At 52.0% G+C, this 16,021-nt stretch carries 17 protein-coding genes; 10 read left to right on the top strand and 7 right to left on the bottom strand.

Features of this window, described 5'->3' with window-relative positions; translation table 11 throughout:
- Positions 1–11 precede the first annotated feature (11 nt).
- Complete coding sequence (locus tag AC0IWZ_RS09070) at positions 12–1,034, top strand: DUF2157 domain-containing protein (RefSeq protein ID WP_471677537.1); 1,023 nt, start codon at positions 12–14, stop codon at positions 1,032–1,034.
- Positions 1,035–1,081: 47 nt separating this feature from the next.
- Here the strand turns inward: AC0IWZ_RS09070 and AC0IWZ_RS09075 are convergent, their stop codons facing one another.
- Positions 1,082–1,492 carry a GFA family protein gene (locus tag AC0IWZ_RS09075; RefSeq protein WP_471677536.1) on the bottom strand — a complete coding sequence of 137 codons (411 nt, stop codon included), beginning with the start codon at positions 1,490–1,492 and terminating at the stop codon, positions 1,082–1,084.
- A gap of 136 nt (positions 1,493–1,628) precedes the next feature.
- Here AC0IWZ_RS09075 and AC0IWZ_RS09080 point away from each other — a divergent pair, with 136 nt between their 5' ends.
- On the top strand, positions 1,629–1,922 hold the full coding sequence (locus AC0IWZ_RS09080; protein ID WP_034495166.1) for a hypothetical protein: 294 nt from the start codon (positions 1,629–1,631) through the stop codon (positions 1,920–1,922).
- Between the two features lie 34 nt (positions 1,923–1,956).
- On the opposite strand, the gene AC0IWZ_RS09085 is transcribed toward AC0IWZ_RS09080, so the two are convergent.
- Positions 1,957–2,325 (bottom strand): RcnB family protein, encoded by a 369-nt coding sequence (locus tag AC0IWZ_RS09085; RefSeq protein WP_410372530.1) that lies wholly within the window; start codon positions 2,323–2,325, stop codon positions 1,957–1,959.
- Positions 2,326–2,379: 54 nt separating this feature from the next.
- Positions 2,380–3,408 carry a transcriptional regulator FtrA gene (gene ftrA / locus AC0IWZ_RS09090; protein ID WP_471677535.1) on the bottom strand — a complete coding sequence of 343 codons (1,029 nt, stop codon included), beginning with the start codon at positions 3,406–3,408 and terminating at the stop codon, positions 2,380–2,382.
- A 65-nt stretch (positions 3,409–3,473) separates the two neighbouring features.
- Between ftrA and AC0IWZ_RS09095 the strand changes: the two genes are divergently transcribed.
- Complete coding sequence (locus AC0IWZ_RS09095) at positions 3,474–3,863, top strand: rhodanese-like domain-containing protein (protein WP_034495169.1); 390 nt, start codon at positions 3,474–3,476, stop codon at positions 3,861–3,863.
- 77 nt (positions 3,864–3,940) lie between these two features.
- Positions 3,941–4,444 (top strand): DUF1993 domain-containing protein, encoded by a 504-nt coding sequence (locus AC0IWZ_RS09100; protein ID WP_471677534.1) that lies wholly within the window; start codon positions 3,941–3,943, stop codon positions 4,442–4,444.
- Positions 4,445–4,459: 15 nt separating this feature from the next.
- Here AC0IWZ_RS09100 and AC0IWZ_RS09105 read toward each other — a convergent pair whose 3' ends face one another.
- Positions 4,460–5,377, bottom strand: a complete 918-nt coding sequence (locus AC0IWZ_RS09105) for a bestrophin family protein (protein ID WP_471677533.1) — start codon at positions 5,375–5,377, stop codon at positions 4,460–4,462.
- A 236-nt stretch (positions 5,378–5,613) separates the two neighbouring features.
- Between AC0IWZ_RS09105 and AC0IWZ_RS09110 the strand changes: the two genes are divergently transcribed.
- Positions 5,614–6,726, top strand: a complete 1,113-nt coding sequence (locus AC0IWZ_RS09110; protein WP_471677532.1) for a cobalamin-independent methionine synthase II family protein — start codon at positions 5,614–5,616, stop codon at positions 6,724–6,726.
- 139 nt (positions 6,727–6,865) lie between these two features.
- Here the strand turns inward: AC0IWZ_RS09110 and AC0IWZ_RS09115 are convergent, their stop codons facing one another.
- The gene (locus AC0IWZ_RS09115) at positions 6,866–8,404 is read right to left on the bottom strand and encodes a methyl-accepting chemotaxis protein (RefSeq protein WP_471677531.1); all 1,539 of its coding nucleotides are present in this window, start codon (positions 8,402–8,404) and stop codon (positions 6,866–6,868) included.
- Positions 8,405–8,563: 159 nt separating this feature from the next.
- Between AC0IWZ_RS09115 and AC0IWZ_RS09120 the strand changes: the two genes are divergently transcribed.
- On the top strand, positions 8,564–9,922 hold the full coding sequence (locus tag AC0IWZ_RS09120) for an esterase-like activity of phytase family protein (protein ID WP_471677530.1): 1,359 nt from the start codon (positions 8,564–8,566) through the stop codon (positions 9,920–9,922).
- A gap of 32 nt (positions 9,923–9,954) precedes the next feature.
- Here AC0IWZ_RS09120 and AC0IWZ_RS09125 read toward each other — a convergent pair whose 3' ends face one another.
- The gene (locus tag AC0IWZ_RS09125; RefSeq protein WP_471677529.1) at positions 9,955–10,890 is read right to left on the bottom strand and encodes a LysR substrate-binding domain-containing protein; all 936 of its coding nucleotides are present in this window, start codon (positions 10,888–10,890) and stop codon (positions 9,955–9,957) included.
- A gap of 102 nt (positions 10,891–10,992) precedes the next feature.
- Here AC0IWZ_RS09125 and AC0IWZ_RS09130 point away from each other — a divergent pair, with 102 nt between their 5' ends.
- Positions 10,993–11,418, top strand: a complete 426-nt coding sequence (locus AC0IWZ_RS09130; protein ID WP_172894340.1) for an ester cyclase — start codon at positions 10,993–10,995, stop codon at positions 11,416–11,418.
- 59 nt (positions 11,419–11,477) lie between these two features.
- Here AC0IWZ_RS09130 and AC0IWZ_RS09135 read toward each other — a convergent pair whose 3' ends face one another.
- Positions 11,478–12,449, bottom strand: a complete 972-nt coding sequence (locus tag AC0IWZ_RS09135; RefSeq protein WP_259267203.1) for a LacI family DNA-binding transcriptional regulator — start codon at positions 12,447–12,449, stop codon at positions 11,478–11,480.
- A 186-nt stretch (positions 12,450–12,635) separates the two neighbouring features.
- Here AC0IWZ_RS09135 and AC0IWZ_RS09140 point away from each other — a divergent pair, with 186 nt between their 5' ends.
- The 3 genes from AC0IWZ_RS09140 to AC0IWZ_RS09150 are packed head-to-tail and all read left to right on the top strand — an operon-like array spanning position 12,636 to position 16,019.
- The gene (locus AC0IWZ_RS09140) at positions 12,636–13,883 is read left to right on the top strand and encodes an MFS transporter (protein WP_034495186.1); all 1,248 of its coding nucleotides are present in this window, start codon (positions 12,636–12,638) and stop codon (positions 13,881–13,883) included.
- Positions 13,873–14,961: a Gfo/Idh/MocA family protein gene (locus tag AC0IWZ_RS09145; RefSeq protein ID WP_471677528.1), complete on the top strand. Its 1,089-nt coding sequence runs from the start codon at positions 13,873–13,875 to the stop codon at positions 14,959–14,961. The genes AC0IWZ_RS09140 and AC0IWZ_RS09145 overlap by 11 nt, the downstream gene beginning before the upstream one ends.
- Positions 14,961–16,019, top strand: a complete 1,059-nt coding sequence (locus tag AC0IWZ_RS09150; RefSeq protein WP_471677527.1) for a sugar phosphate isomerase/epimerase family protein — start codon at positions 14,961–14,963, stop codon at positions 16,017–16,019. The genes AC0IWZ_RS09145 and AC0IWZ_RS09150 overlap by 1 nt, the downstream gene beginning before the upstream one ends.
- Positions 16,020–16,021: the final 2 nt, after the last annotated feature.

Here is a 16,021-nt window from a genome sequence, read left to right on the forward strand (position 1 = left end):
GGAAAACCGTAATGAAAGTGACACGCAAACAGGAAAAAGTCATCCGGCATACGCTTGAAGGCTGGCGCAAAGAAGGGGTGATAGACGAAAACGAGCAACAGCGCTTGCAACAAAATCTCTCGGTACAGCTTTTTGACTGGCAGCGCCTGAGCCGTTACGCCTTCTGGATTGCGCTGGCCTGCGCCATTATCGCTATTGGAAGCCTGGTCGCCGACGAATATTTGATGGCGTTGCTGTTCAATTTTGGCTACCTCACTCGCGCCATTATTCTGGCGTTAATTTCCGCCGCGTTATATTTCTGGGGTTTTCGCCGCCAAAAAATCACACCTGAAAAACGCTACAGCAACGAAGCAATTCTGTTTATGGGCGTGCTGTTCACTGCTTTATGCCTGTCCCAGGTCGGCATGGCGCTGGACACCGGCAGCGGCAACGTCGCGCCACTGTTCTTACTTGGCTGCGCCATCTACGGCGCAATCGGCTACCTGGGGCGTTCCGGGCTAATCTGGCTATTTTGCCTGCTGGCACTGGGCAGCTTTTTCGGCACTTCCACGGGATACGCATCCGGTTGGGGCGCGTACTGGCTTGGCATGAATTACCCGATTCGCTTTGTGCTATTTGGTGGTGTACTGCTGGCAGCCTGTTATTTGCTGAAACCCATCTTGCAGCAGCGAAATTTGTTTAACACCAGCAAGGTGATGGGATTGCTGTACCTGTTTATCGCGCTGTGGATTTTGTCGATCTTCGGTAACTACGATTACGATATCTGGCAAAGCGTGCGCCAGATGGAGTTGCTGCACTGGTCGTTGCTTTTTGCCCTGGCCGCAGGAGCATGTATCTGGATAAGCCTGAAAACCGACGACGGTATGCTGCGCGGCTTTGGCCTGACGTTTTTAGGTATCAACCTCTACACCCGCTATTTCGAAATGTTCTGGGACGATACCAACAAAGTGATTTTCTTCCTGCTGCTGGCGATTTCGCTGGCTCTTGTCGGACGCTACGCGGAGAAGATTTGGCGCGTGGGCGAAGGGCGTTAATGATTCTGAGGATACCAACTGGTATCCTCAATGCTTAGACGTTGGATTCACTTAATCGCCGTATACGTCAAATATCCCGCCACGCCGCCACCGCCATCTTTTGGATGGTGCGAGCCTTCCATTACCGTGACTTTGGGGAAGTCGAAAGGCGAAACGCCTTCAATGCAGGCGACGTTAACGCCGTATTGTTCCGGGTTGGAGCGGCGCTGGTGGAAGGTGTAAATCCCGCACACCGAACAGAAAAAATGCACCGCTTCGCCGGTGTTAAAACGGTACTCGGTTAGCTTGTCTTTGCCCTTAATGACTTCGATGCCGGATAGCTGCGCCGAAACGGCAACCGCGCCGCGCATACGGCAAAATGAGCAGTTGCAGCGGCGGGCGGTGTTGAACCCGTCCGTCAGTTCAACGGTAAAAGCGACAGCACCACAATGGCATTGAGCAGACAACTTTTTGTTCATAATGACCTCCGTCTGAGTTTTTCTTTCCTCAGCTTAGTGGGTATTAGTGGCTTGTCATCACCGCAAGGCTGTATTTTCGCGTCATCTTTTGCGAGGATAGCGCCAAATTTCGGCTATCAGCAAAAGGGTAATAAACATGGCCAAGCATCCTACGGGCAAACACCTGCGCGCACCCATCGTCATCAACGACAAAAATCTGTTGGTTTACGTGGTTCGCGGTTCAAAAATTGAAGATATGCCAGCCGATGAAGACGAAGATTATCCGGGCGATATGCAGATGCTAATGCCGCAGTTGTCGAAAGATTTTGATGCGGAATTAAACGAAGCGATCGAAGAGTGCGAGTCGGGTGATGTGATTGTCTTTATGTGCACCACGGATATGATTTTTGAGTACGGGTATTCAAAAATTAAAGCGATGCGTGTTGCGTAAAAAAATCCCCGGCGCTATGCCGGGGTTTGTTCTGTTAGTGGCCGTAAAAAATCTCGCCTTTCATGGCACGTAAAATTTTGCCTTCCGCGTCCGTGATCAACACGTAGTTCCCACCCATATATGTCCAGTGGCTTCCGGCTTCTGGTGCCGGGAGATGGCGAATCTGCCAGGCATCAATCTGGTAAGGCTTGGTGCGGTATAAATCCGGCACGATGTCGCCAATTTTAAATGGCTTGTAATCGGCGTGGAACTCCTGGATTTCAAAAGAAGAACTTTGCGGCGCAGGCGTCGCGACGGCACCCGGCGCGGTCACAGGTGCGTCTGCGGCAACAGCCGTAAACGCCATTGGCAAAGAACCGGCCATCAAAACCGCTGAAAAAACAAAAACATTCAATTTACGCATATCTTCTCCAGATACATTCATCTGCTGGCTATCAAAATAATGCCGTTATCTCTATCACGTTGTTTCGCGTGAAGTAATCATTTTTTCGTTACCTGAAGTAAATGTTTTACGGTAAGCGGCGGGCGTGGTGTCGAGTTTTGCCCTGAAATGATGACGAAGAGTGGCGGCGCTGCCAAAGCCAACGCGCTCGGCAATTTCATCTATCGAAAGCGTGCTGCTTTCCAGCAAATCGCGGCAGCGTGTCAGGCGCACATTGAGCAACCATCGCGCGGGCGTGGTGCCGGTTGCGGCGCTAAAGCGGCGTAAAAATGTGCGCGGACTCATACCGGTAAAAGCGGCAAGTGATTCCACGCAATGCTCATCGGCAAGGTGAGTGTGGAGATAATCAAACAGCGGGCTGAGGCGCTTGCTTTCATAAGGCGTAGGCACCGGCTGCTCGATAAACTGCGCCTGGCCACCGACGCGATGGGGCGGGACCACTAATCTACGTGCGACACTGTTTGCCGCCGCCTGGCCGTAATCCCGGCGCACAAGATGCAAACTCAAATCGATACCCGCCGCACTGCCCGCGGAGGTCAGAACTGAGCCGTTGTCGATGTAGAGCACATCCGGCATGACCTGAATTTCGGGGTAACGTTGTTGCAGTTTTTCGGTATAACGCCAGTGTGTGGAAGCCTGTAATCCGTTCAGCAAACCGGCAGCAGCCAACACAAATACGCCGGAGCAAATCGACATAATTCGCGCCCCGCGAGCATGTGCTGCACGCAGCGCTTCACATAAGGGTTCGGGCACCGACTCATCGGCACCGCGCCAGCCCGGCACAACTATCGTCCCCGCCAGTGCCAGCAAATCAAGCCCGCCATCGACCGTTAAACGTATGCCACCGGTTGCGCGGAACTCGCCAGCTTCGATTCCCGCCACTGCAAAACGATACCAGTCGTTGCCCATTTCCGGGCGCGGCAGGCCAAACACTTCAACAGCCACGCCAAATTCAAACGTGCACAGACCGTCATACGCCAGGGCGACAACAAGAGGATTATGTGGAGCAAGAGAGTTTGTCATGATCTTCACGTTATCTGTCATTTCTGCCACACGTCAAGCGGCATGCAGCAATCTATAGTGGTCTCTCACCCACACGAGGAGATTGTATGAGTTACGTCACTGATTATCCTGCCGCTGCGCCTGAAATCGCCGCTGCTCATTTTCTCCAGCGTCTGTGTCTCGAGACAGACTGCGACGATGTGCATAGCGCGATGAAAGACGAAGATATGGATTTTGTTCTGCTGCACGTGGTCGGCTCCCCGGAGGCCTTCGCTCGTCGCCATATTCCTGGCGCTTTGCATTTGCGCCATCGTGATATGTCTGCTGAACGGATGGCCGAGTGGCCTGCCGATACCTTATTCGTGGTTTATTGCGCCGGGCCGCATTGCAACGGTGCCGATCGCGCAGCGCTTAAACTGGCACGCCTGGGTCGCCCGGTAAAAATTATGATTGGTGGAATAACGGGTTGGGCTGACGAAGGTTTTAGCTTTGCCTGAGTAGTGAATTTGCTATCCGCGAGGCGTGAAGTGAGTGTAATCTTGGCTCACTTTTGTCATCCCTGAAGGAAGTTACAATGTCGATTTACAGCGAAACTAACGCTCAGTTTATTCTCGGTTTAAACAATTTATCTGCGATTCTTGATAAAGCCGCCAACTGGGCAAAAGAGAATGGCAAAACTGAAGAGAGCCTGCTGACGGCAACACTTGCGGAAGATATGTATCCGCTGGTGCGCCAGGTGCAAATTTCTACCGATATGGCCAAACGTGCGGTTGCACGCCTGGCGGGTGTTGATGCTCCGGTGATGGAAGATAACGAAACCACCATTGCCCAGCTTCAGGCACGCATTGCGGCAACGGTTGAATTCATGAAGGGCATTACTGACGCACAACTGGACGGTGATGATGAGCGCCCAATCGTGGTGATGGCTCGCGAACATGAACTGCGTTTTACCGCTCGCAGCTATGTCTACAAATTCGCCACGCCGAACTTCTATTTCCACTTCACCACCGCTTACGACATCCTGCGTCAGGCGGGTGTGCCATTGGGTAAGCGTGATTTCGTCGGCCCAATCTTCTAATGAAATCCGCGCCCGTTAACTCAGCCGATAATGGCGGTTCGGGCGCAACTTCTCCGGTAATTCCTCGCTTTCATCCATATCGTGTAAATCACGCTCAATGCTGTTGCATATCGCATCCAGCGGCAAGTCGTTGTCTTCGGTGCCAAATGGCTCTTCCAGCTCTTCGGCCAGCGTGTCGAGCGAGATAAACGTATACGAGATAAACACCGACAAAAATGGCGTCATGTAATGCAGGTCTGTCACCAGCGCAAACGGCAGCATAATGCAAAACAGGTAAACGGTGCGGTGCAGAATCAGCGTGTAGGCGAACGGAACGGGAGTGCTCGCAATGCGCTCGCAGCCACCGGCAACCGCCGAAAGATCGTTGAGATGATGATTAAGACTGCTCCACACCACATCGGAAATCAGCCCCTGTTTGCGTTTATCGCCTAGCCAGCTCCCCATCAGCAACAAGATGCGTTGGCACGGTGCCTGGCTTTTAACCACCCACTGCAATTCTTCTGCACTCAGGTATTTTTTGAGTGTCTCTTCCTCCGGGCGTTTACGCAGCGTCAGCCGCAAAGCATGGCAAAACGCAGTCTGCAAATTCACCAGCGCGGTGATTTGACTTTGATTCTCACCCAGCACGCTTTTTGCCTCACGCAAGAACGAGCGCTGCGTAATGGCCAGATTTCCCCACAGCGTACGCGCTTCGTTAAAACGTGCGTAGCAGGCGCTGTTTCTGAAGCCTAAAAAGATAGCAATTGCCACGCCGAGAATACTGAACGGGGCGGTGGTCAGTTTAATGCCGAGTGTTTCATACCAGGGCAGAAAGAAAATAATGCCAATCGAAAGGGCAAGGTTTAGTAGCAGGCGGGAGTAGATTTTTTGTAGAACCGAGCCATGCCAGACAAATAAGCGGATAAACCAGTGTTGATGCGGACGAACAATCATAATCAGGATGCTCAAAAACAGGACGTCATATTTAACGGCAAAGTGTGACGCAGATCAACTTTGAATTTACACCGTCTTAACAACATGAATAATTTTCAATAACCATGAAAGATCTTCGTTTGTTCTCAGGGTGAGCATCTGCCATTCTCATTCAACGATAGCCGTCCAGATGGCTAAATATTCAAATAATGAATTATCACCTGACTAAATTAATTAGCCAGGGAAGGAGAAAACACATGCCACAATCCACCGCTCATCGCGCCCCGTTCCGTGCCGACATCGTCGGTAGTTTCTTACGCCCGGCCACCATTAAAAACGCACGTCTTGCTTTTGCAGCGGGAGATATCAACGCTTCTGAGTTGCGAAAAGTGGAAGATGACGCCATTCGTGCCTCGGTTGAACAGCAATGTGCCTGCGGCCTGCATGTGGTGACTGACGGCGAGTTTCGTCGTGCGTGGTGGCATTTTGACTTTTTCGATGGCCTGCAAGGTGTTGAGCGTTATGAGTCGGAGCAGGGCATTCAGTTTAACGGCGTGCAGACCAAAGCGCACAGCGTGCGAGTGGTCGGCAAACTGGGCTTCGGTGAACACCCGATGCTGGAAGATTTCCGCTATCTGAAGAGCATCAGTGGCGATGCCGTGCCGAAAATGACGATCCCAAGCCCGAGCGTGCTGCATTTCCGCGGTGGACGTAATGCAATCGACAGCAACGTGTACCCTGATTTGAAAGAATATTTCGACGATCTGGCGACCACCTGGCGCGATGCGATTCAGGCATTTTACGCAGCAGGCTGTCGTTATCTGCAACTTGACGACACCGTTTGGGCATATTTGTGTTCGGACGCGCAGCGTCAGGACATTCGCCAGCGTGGTGATGACCCGGACCAACTGGCGCAGATTTATGCCGAAGTGCTGAATAAAGCCCTGGCAGGCAAGCCTGATGATTTGGTTATTGGTCTGCATGTTTGTCGCGGTAATTTCCGCTCGACGTGGATTTCTGAAGGCGGTTACGAGCCGGTGGCTGAAGTGCTGTTTGGCACCGTGAACGTTGATGCGTTCTTCCTTGAATATGACAACGATCGTTCCGGTGATTTTGCGCCGTTGCGCTTTGTGCGTCCCGGCCATCAGCAAGTGGTTTTAGGTCTGGTGACGACGAAAAATGGCGAACTGGAAAACCCGGAGTTGATTCAGGCAAGAATAAACGAAGCGGCACAATATGTTGATATCAAACAGATTTGTCTTAGCCCGCAATGCGGTTTTGCTTCGACAGAAGAGGGTAACAGCCTGACGCCTGAGCAGCAGTGGGACAAAGTGCGCCTGGTGACGGAGCTTGCCGAAAAGGTTTGGTAGAGGGTTTTGTCGGGGGCGCTTCGCTTGCCCGACCTACGAACGAAGGTTTTATGGTTTTTGCCGGGGGCGCTAACGCTTGCCCGACCTACAAGGGCATGATTTTGTAGGTCGGTTAAGCGAAGCGTCACCCGACAACAAATTACGCCAGCTTAAACACCGCCACCGTCTCATTGAGCGCCTGCGACTGCTCTTTTAACGACATCGCCGCCGCTGAGGCCTGCTCAACCAGCGCGGCATTCTGCTGCGTCACCACATCCATTTGCACCACGGCCAGGTTGATTTGTTCAATGCCGCGGCTTTGCTCGCCGGTTGACACCGCAATTTCTTCCATCAATCCCGTCACTTGCTTAATGGCGTTGGAAATCCGCTGCATACTCTCGCCCGCACGATTCACCAGATTACTGCCGATATTTACCTGCTCACCAGACAGCTCAATCAGCTCTTTGATCTCCTTCGCGGCAACCGACGAACGTTGCGCCAGGTTGCGGACTTCGCTGGCGACCACGGCAAAACCACGCCCTTGTTCACCGGCACGCGCCGCTTCAACCGCGGCATTCAGCGCCAGAATATTGGTCTGGAAAGCAATGTCTTCGATAATGCTAATAATATTGTCGATTTTGCTGGAGCTAGACTCAATATTACGCATTGAATCAATCACCTCGCTAACAATCTCGTTGCCGTCATTGGCGGCAATCAACATGCCATTTGCCAGCTTATTTGCCTGGTGAGAGTTGTCGGAAGTAGATTTCACCGTCACGGTGAGCTGTTCCATGCTGGCCGCTGTTTCACCCAAAGACGACGCTTGCTCTTCTGTTCTGGCAGAAAGGTCGGTGTTCCCGGCCGCGATTTCTTCAGACGCGTAGGCCACGGTCTGGCTGGATTCACGCACCTGGCCGATGATACTCGCCAGCGAAACGCGCATTTGTTCCAGCTCGCGCATCATGGCGCCAATTTCATCCTGAGCGTTGGCGACAATCGGCGTATGCAGGATGCCGCTGGCGATTTCAGTGCAATGTGCTTTCGCTTTATCCAGCTCGTTGAGAACTCGTTTTTTCAACAGCAGGAACGCTGCTCCGAGAATAATGGCGAAGATCAGTGCGAAAATCGCAATACTCACCAGACTTTGGTTGAAGCCCGATTGCGCATCTTTGTTGAGCTGTTGCGCGTACTGCTCGCGAAACGACAGCAGCTTATCCAGCGCGACTTCAAACTGTTTGTCGAGAAGCGGCAGAGTGGAGGTCACGAGCGTGCGGGCGCGCTGCATATCATTCGCGCCAACCGCATCAAGTAACGGCTGCAAACCTTGCTCGCGATAATTCACAAAAGCGGTTTGATAAGCATCGGCCAGCACTTGTTCGCCAGGCTGTTTTGGCGCTTCCAGATAAGCCTGAAAGGCGGAATTCGCTTTGCCGAGCACCAACTTTGCGCCATCCAACGCCAGCTGACTTTGGTCACTTGAACCTTGCTCACGTTCTTCTAACGCTTCCATGGCGCGAACACGCATGGTGCGGCTGTGGTTAATCGGGTCGATCACCGATAACACCACGCGGATTTCCCGGTTGACGTTATCCAGAGACTGGTTGCTACGAGTTAAAGACCAGATATTGGATGCGGTACTGGCTAAGAAAATAAACAGTAACGTACTGAAAACTAAAATCGAAAAACGCCGTACTGACATACAAAACCCTTATGTTTAGAAAATAACCTGACTCGTTTCAGCCAGTGCTGTGAGGGTTATCGGCATTCGGGGCGGGAAATTTAGCGGTCTTATTTTCGTCATATTTCTGTCATAAGGCTGCTTTATAAATCGATGACCAAAATAAAGGATGCGAACATCATGAAATTAAAACCTTTTGCGCTGTTATTGACCTCACTATTGCCTCTGGCAAGCCAGGCGGCGGAGCCGCAAGTTGATCGTTACGTTGTCACGTTCCCTCAGGGTGATCATGTTGAATATCAGGGGGCGTACGCAGCTAACTTCCCGAACGGATTGCCGGTGGGCGTGGGTTCCGGCCTGCAATTTATCCGTAAAGACGGCGATGCGCTGGTGTTTGCCACAGTCACGGATCGCGGCCCGAATGCCGATTCGCCTAAATCAGGTAAAAAAGAGTCGAAGATTTTTGCTAATCCAAAGTTTACCCCATTGCTGATGACCATTCGCGTGGCGGGGGGCAAAGCCGAAGCGACAGATGCACACGCATTACATGATGATAACGGGCCAATTAGCGGTTTGCCGTTGCCTGAAGGTTTGATTGGCGCGACCAATGAAATCGCGCTGGGTGACACTTTGCAGCAATTATCGAGCGACAAGCGCGGACTGGACACCGAAGGCATCACGCCGGACGGCAAAGGCGGTTACTGGCTGTGCGATGAATACGGTCCTTTCATCATTAACATTGATGCCAACGGTAAAATCCTCAAAAAGTATGGCCCGCAGGCGGAACAAGGCGAGCAGGGCGTGGCGGGTGGTTTGCCAAACATCATCAAATGGCGCCAGGCTAACCGTGGCTTTGAAGGCATTACGCGTATGCCAGACGGGCGCATTATTGCCGCCGTGCAAAGTACGTTGGATATCGACGGAAAAACGAAAAACACCGCGCAATTTACCCGCCTGGTGAGCTTCAATCCTGCAACGGGCAAAACCGAAATGTATGGCTATCCGATTGACGTGGATGTCTATAAGAAAGCTAAAGATGCCAAAATCGGCGATATTGTGGCGCTGGATGACAACCGCCTGCTGCTTATCGAACAGGGCGGCGACAAAAACAAAGTCATGCGCAACCTGGTGTATGTGGTTGATCTTAGCCAGGCCAGCGATTTGAGTTCGTTTGATAAAGACAAAGCGCCAGAGTTTGACGACGCCACACAACTGAAAGCACGCGGTATCAAACTGGCGCAGAAAAAAGAGGTGGTTGATCTGCGTAAACTGGGCTGGCAGCAGGAGAAAGCCGAAGGCATGACGCTGATTGATAACCAGACCATCGCGGTGATCAATGACAACGATTTCGGCCTGCAACCGGTGCTGGAAAATCCTGCGGACGACGCTAAAAAAGCTGACCAATATGAAGTGGACGGCAAAGGGCATTTAACCCGCGACGGTAAAGAAGTTGCCACCAAAATCTCGTTAAAACCGCTGGAAAAGCCCGAGTCTCAAAATGAGCTTTGGGTGATTAAGCTGCCAGAAGCGTTGAAGTAATACAAACAGGGCAACCTCGCGGCTGCCCTGTTTTACATTCCCGATGAACTTCCCATCACGTCACGAATGGATTCCACCAATGCAGCGGCGGCAGGCGAGAGTTCCGTTCCGGTCAAACGGGAAATACCGATTTGCTCCAGAACCAACGGTTCAAATGACGGTAAACGCACAAGATCGTTGCTGTAAGTGATATCCGTAATAATGGATTGTGGCAGAATCCCTAATAAATCGGTCTTTTTTAACAGCCATAATATATTGAAGAATGAAACCGTCTCGATAGTCGCATGCGGCGGATCAATATTGTCATGATAAAAAGTATTATCAAACTGCTTACGTAATGTCGTTTCAATGGGCGGTAATATCCACGCTTCCTGTTTTAATTTCTCGAGTGTTGCATGAGGATTTTGCTCCAGCGGATGACCTTTACGGACGACAACCATGGCATTCTCATTAAATAAGGCTTCCTGAGTGACCACCGCGTTGGAACTAATGTCTGATAATCTGCCAATTAAAAAATCGAGTTCTCCAGAAACCAGTCGCGGCAATAATTCTCCGCTGACTCCTTCTATAATCTTAATACGAATGTCGGGCCGGGAAACGCTCAGTTTTGCAATCGCCGCCGGAACCAGATAACTCGAACCGGTTAATAAACTGCCGATGGCAACCCGCCCGGCATGACCCGTTCCCAGCGCACTGATAGCTTGCGAAACGTGATCAAGTTGAGCCAGCACCATTTTGCTACGGTCAACAAATGCGCGCCCCAATTCGGTGGGCGTGACTCCCCGGCGATTTCTCAGGAACAACTTTGCGCCTACCGCATCCTCAAGATCGAGCAGCAGCTTGCTGGCTGTCGGTTGTGACACATTTAACGAACGTGAAGCGTGCAGAACACTGCCGTATTCGAAGAGTGCGATAGCCAGGCGAAAGTGCCTGACGGTTGCCCAGCGTTCGAGTCTGTCGAGTTTCATAAGATATCCATTTTTTGCATACCACACGCAATATATATGTTATTTACGAATATCACAAACCTCCCTATACTCGTTTTAAATAATTAAATCGGAGATTGAGTGATGAGCATAAATAATCTTGAAACAGTAAAGAAATACTTTAAATATTGTGTAGATGGAAAAGATGCGGAGCGCGTTAAAGAGTATTTTGATAAAGACGTTATTATTCATCGCCCTGATTGTGATGCGCCTGTTCACGGTGTTGAAAACTTCAAAAAAGCGCTGCTCGAACATGTTATTAACCGCTATGAATCGATAGAAACCACCTTCAGTAAAGAAGTCGTGACCGACGATGTGGTTGTGGTTCATCTGAAACATGTGGCGCGAGGCTCTAATACATGGCACGGATTTGATGTTCATGGAAAAGACGTCACCTGGACGGCGCTGACTTATTTTAGATTTAACGCCGAAGGCAAAGTAGTAGAAGAAATTGTCGAAAGGAATGAATTATTCATGGCCAAACAAGTCGGGATTATTGATTACCAGTAATATAAACACGGCGCTGCTTCCGGATATAAAAAGCAGCGCTTATTGACCACGATAAAACCCTACACCGATCCCCGTACCACCAACTTCCAGTCCAGAATTTCATTCACAGTTTCGACTTCCGGATTATCGATGCGTTCGAGCAACAACTGCACGCTGCGCACGCCAAGCTGATGCATCGGCTGTTGGATGGTGGTGAGCGGGGGATAAGTCACCGAGCCAAACGGGACGCCATCAAACCCCATTATCGCCACATCTTCCGGGACACGCAGGCCTTGCTCGTGGGCAAAATGCAGCGCGCCGCCCGCTAATGCATCGGAAATTGCAAACACGGCGTCCGGTGGTTCTGGCATGGTGAACAGTTCGGCCATTGCTTGCACGCCAGCCTGATATTCCAGGCTATCGGCATAAACCACCGCTTGCCAGTTCTTGCCACAGGCGGCGCGGTAACCTGCTTCGCGCTGTTGCGAATAAAGATAGCGTAAATCACCGTTGATCAGCGCAATCCGTTTATAGCCTGAGGTCGCCAGATGATCGACGGCAGCCGCCGCCGCTTTAAAGTTATCAATGGTCACCGAAGAAGCACGATAACCGGGATCGCCTTCGCCGCATTGTACCCACGGCGAATCGCCAATCAACGTCGTCAGCCCAGGTAAACAACTGATGGCATCCATGGTGATCACGCCATCAACCACTTTGCCACTGAGCAGGCGCAAATAGGCTGATTCACGCGTCAGGCGTGATTCCGAATTACACAGCAGAATGTGATAGCCATGCTTCTCCGCTTCCTCTTCAATGCCACGCACCACGCGGGCGCAGAAGGGGTTGGTGATGTTCGACACCAGCACCAATAACATGCGGCTGCGCGAGGTGCGCAACTGGCGTGCCAGCAGGTTAGGTTGGTATTCGCACGCCTCAATCGCCGCCAGCACTTTGTCGCGCGTGTCGGGTTTAACGGCGGGATTACCGTTTAAAACCCGGGAAACGGTCGCGGTAGAAACCCCGGCAATGCGCGCCACTTTATCTATCGACATGTTGATCCTTTGCACGAACGGTTGAAATGTGAACCACATTCCATATTTGAATTGATACTACCAAATAATTCATCAGCATGATGGAAACCCCCATGAAATCGATTACATTTTTAATGAAGTGCGAATGTAATCGATTTCATAACAAGAACTCTTACCCTTAAATCAATACTCTGTACCGGAGGATTTATGTCTTCTCAGTCGGCCGTTGGGGCACAAGTGGTCACTCATAAATGGGTGATTCCACGCCTGTCGTTAATGATGTTTCTCGAGTTTTTCGTCTGGGGGGCCTGGTATGTGACGCTGGGCGTCGTGATGGGCAAGTTTGGGCTGAGCGCGTTAATCGGCGATGCGTATTCCACCGGGCCAATTGCCTCCATATTGTCGCCGTTTGTCCTCGGTATGCTGGTAGACCGCTTCTTTGCCTCGCAAAAAGTCCTCGGCGTGTTGCACCTGATTGGCGCGGCGCTGCTATGGTGGCTGCCGGGCATGTTTGAAAGCGGGCAGAGCGGCCTGTTGTGGGTCGTTTTTGCTTACATGCTGTGCTACATGCCGACTATCGCCCTGAGCAATAACGTGGCGTTCCACAGCCTGGCAAACAGCGAAAAAGGGTTCCCGATTGTGCGTGCGTTCGGCACTATCGGCTGGATTGTGGCGGGGTTGATTGTTGGCACCAGCGGTCTTTCAGACAGCACCGGCATCTTCACCCTGGCAGCGGTTGCCTCTGTCGTATTGGGGATTTACAGCTTCACGCTGCCGAATACCCCCGCGCCGGATCGCGGCAAACCGCTTTCGATGCGTGACCTGGTTTGTGCAGACGCTTTCGCGTTGCTTAAACAGCGTCACTTTATGGTGTTTATCATCTGTGCCACGCTTATCTCCATTCCTCTGGCGGCTTATTACGCTTACGCCGCACCGTTTATTTCCGCCGTTGGGTTCGAGAACGTCAGCGGCGTGATGGCATTAGGGCAAATGTCTGAACTGCTGTTTATGCTCTTGATTCCGTTCTTCTTCCGCCGCCTGGGCATCAAAATGATGCTGCTTATCGGTATGCTGGCATGGTTTGCACGTTACGCGATGTTTGCCCTGGGCATCACCGAAGAAACACGCTGGATGATCTACATCGGCATCATTCTGCACGGGGTGTGTTACGACTTCTTCTTTGTTATCGGCTTTATCTATACCGATAAAGTGGCGGGCAACAAAGTGAAAGGCCAGGCGCAAAGTTTGCTGGTGCTGTTCACTTACGGGCTGGGGATGTTAATCGGTTCGCAAATCAGCGGCGCGGTATTTAACCGCTCGGTCACCGCACAAGGGGCTGAAGGCTTGCTGCAATGGCAACAATTCTGGTGGATGCCAGCGATAGCAGCCGTGGTGATTGCGGCGATCTTCTTCTTTAGTTTCAACTATAAAGAGGGCGAGCAGCATGGCAAATAAGCCGCTGCGCGTGCTGGTTGTGGGCTGCGGGAATATGGGGGCTGCCCACAGCCTTGCGTATCAGCACCTGGACGAATTTACTCTCTGCGGGCTGGTGGCTCGCGGGGATTCAAAGGTGCGTCTGCGGGCGCAACTCGCCGCCGATATTCCGTTGTTTGAAGATTTACACCGCGCGATTAAAGAAACACAGGCAGATGCCGTGTGCATCGCCACCTGGCCTGACAGCCACGAAGCGCTGGCGCTGACGGCGCTTGCCGCAGGTTGCCATGTATTTTTAGAAAAGCCGCTTGCCACTACGGTGAGCGGGGCAAAACGCGTGGTCGCTACCGCGCGTCTGGCAGGTAAAAAACTGGTGGTCGGCTACATTTTGCGCCATCACCCGGTGTGGCAGCAGTTTATCGAGCTGTCGCACGGGCTTGGCAAACCGTTGGTGATGCGCATGAACCTCAACCAGCAAAGCAGCGGGAGCGCCTGGCATACCCATAAAATGCTGATGCAGTCGCTTTCGCCGATTGTCGATTGCGGCGTGCATTATCTCGATGTGATGTGCCAGATGACGCGAGCCAGCCCGCACTCGGTGAGCGCCATTGGCGTGCGTTTAACTGACGAAATCGCCCCCGAACAGTTCAATTACGGCCAGCTTCAGGTGCGTTTTGAGGACGGTTCCGTGGGCTGGTACGAGGCGGGATGGGGGCCGATGATGAGCCAGACAGCATTCTTTATTAAAGATGTGATTGGCCCACAAGGTTCAGTGTCGATTGTCGCCCGCGAAGCTGGGGGCGAAGGGCAGTCAGCCAATGTTGAAGCCCATACCCGCACCGAATCACTGCGTGTTCATCACTCTCAATTAAACGCCGAGGGCGAATTTAATCACCAGGATGAATGGGTGACGGCAAGCGATGAACCCGATCACTTTGCTTTATGCCAACTCGAACAACAGTTTTTTGCCCGTGCCATCTTTGACGACAGCGATTTGACGTTACATCAACAGCAGGCGGTTGAAAGCCTGGCCGTGGTGCTGGCGGCAGACCTTGCCGTTCGCGAGCAACGCACGGTTTTAATTAAGGAGATGTTGTAATGAAAACCCTGAAAGGGCCGTCCATATTTCTCTCACAGTTTATTTCCGATAAACCCCCGTTCAACTCGCTCGACACGCTAGCCGCCTGGGCGGCGGGGTTGGGCTACAAAGCGGTGCAAATCCCCACGCACCTGCCACATATTTTTGACCTCGCCAAAGCCGCCGAAAGCCTGGAATACTGCGCTGAAATTCGCCATCTGCTGGCAAATGTTGGACTAGAAATCAGCGAGCTTTCAACTCATTTACAGGGGCAACTGGTGGCCGTGCATCCGGCGTATGACGCAGCATTTGCCGGATTCGCTCCAAAGGAACTGGCGCACGATGCCGTTGCGCGTCAGCAATGGGCGGTCGATAGCCTGAAACAAGCCGCTCGTGCCTCGCAAAACTTAGGCTTAAATGCGCACGCCACGTTTTCTGGCGCACTGGCCTGGCCTTATTTTTACCCTTGGCCGCCCCGCAATGAGCAACTCCTGGATGAAGCGTTTCAGGAACTGGCTGCCCGCTGGAAGCCGATTCTGGACTGCTTTGACGACGCGGGCGTTGATGTCTGTTTTGAGCTGCATCCCGGTGAAGATTTGCATGATGGCATCACGTTTGAGCGTTTTCTGGCGCTGGTTGGTAACCACCCGCGCTGCAATATTCTCTACGATCCAAGCCATATGCTGCTGCAACACATGGATTACCTCGGTTTTATCGACCATTACCACAGACGAATCAAAGCCTTTCACGTCAAAGACGCCGAGTTTCAAACATCGGCAAAAAGCGGCGTGTATGCGGGTTATCAGCCGTGGATTGATCGCCCCGGGCGTTTTCGCTCCCTCGGTGACGGGCAGGTTAATTTCAACGGGATCTTCAGCAAATTGGCGCAATATGACTACAGCGGATGGGCTACGCTTGAATGGGAGTGTTGTCTGAAATCAGGTGATGCGGGCGCACGCGAAGGGGCGAAATTTATCGCGGAACACATTATTCCGGTTGCCGAATATGCCTTTGACGACTTTGCGCTGCGTGACAGCGACAAATCAGCGGTGCGTCGCATGCTCGGGCTGGAGGAGTAACC

This window comes from Buttiauxella sp. AC142 (assembly GCF_979253435.1).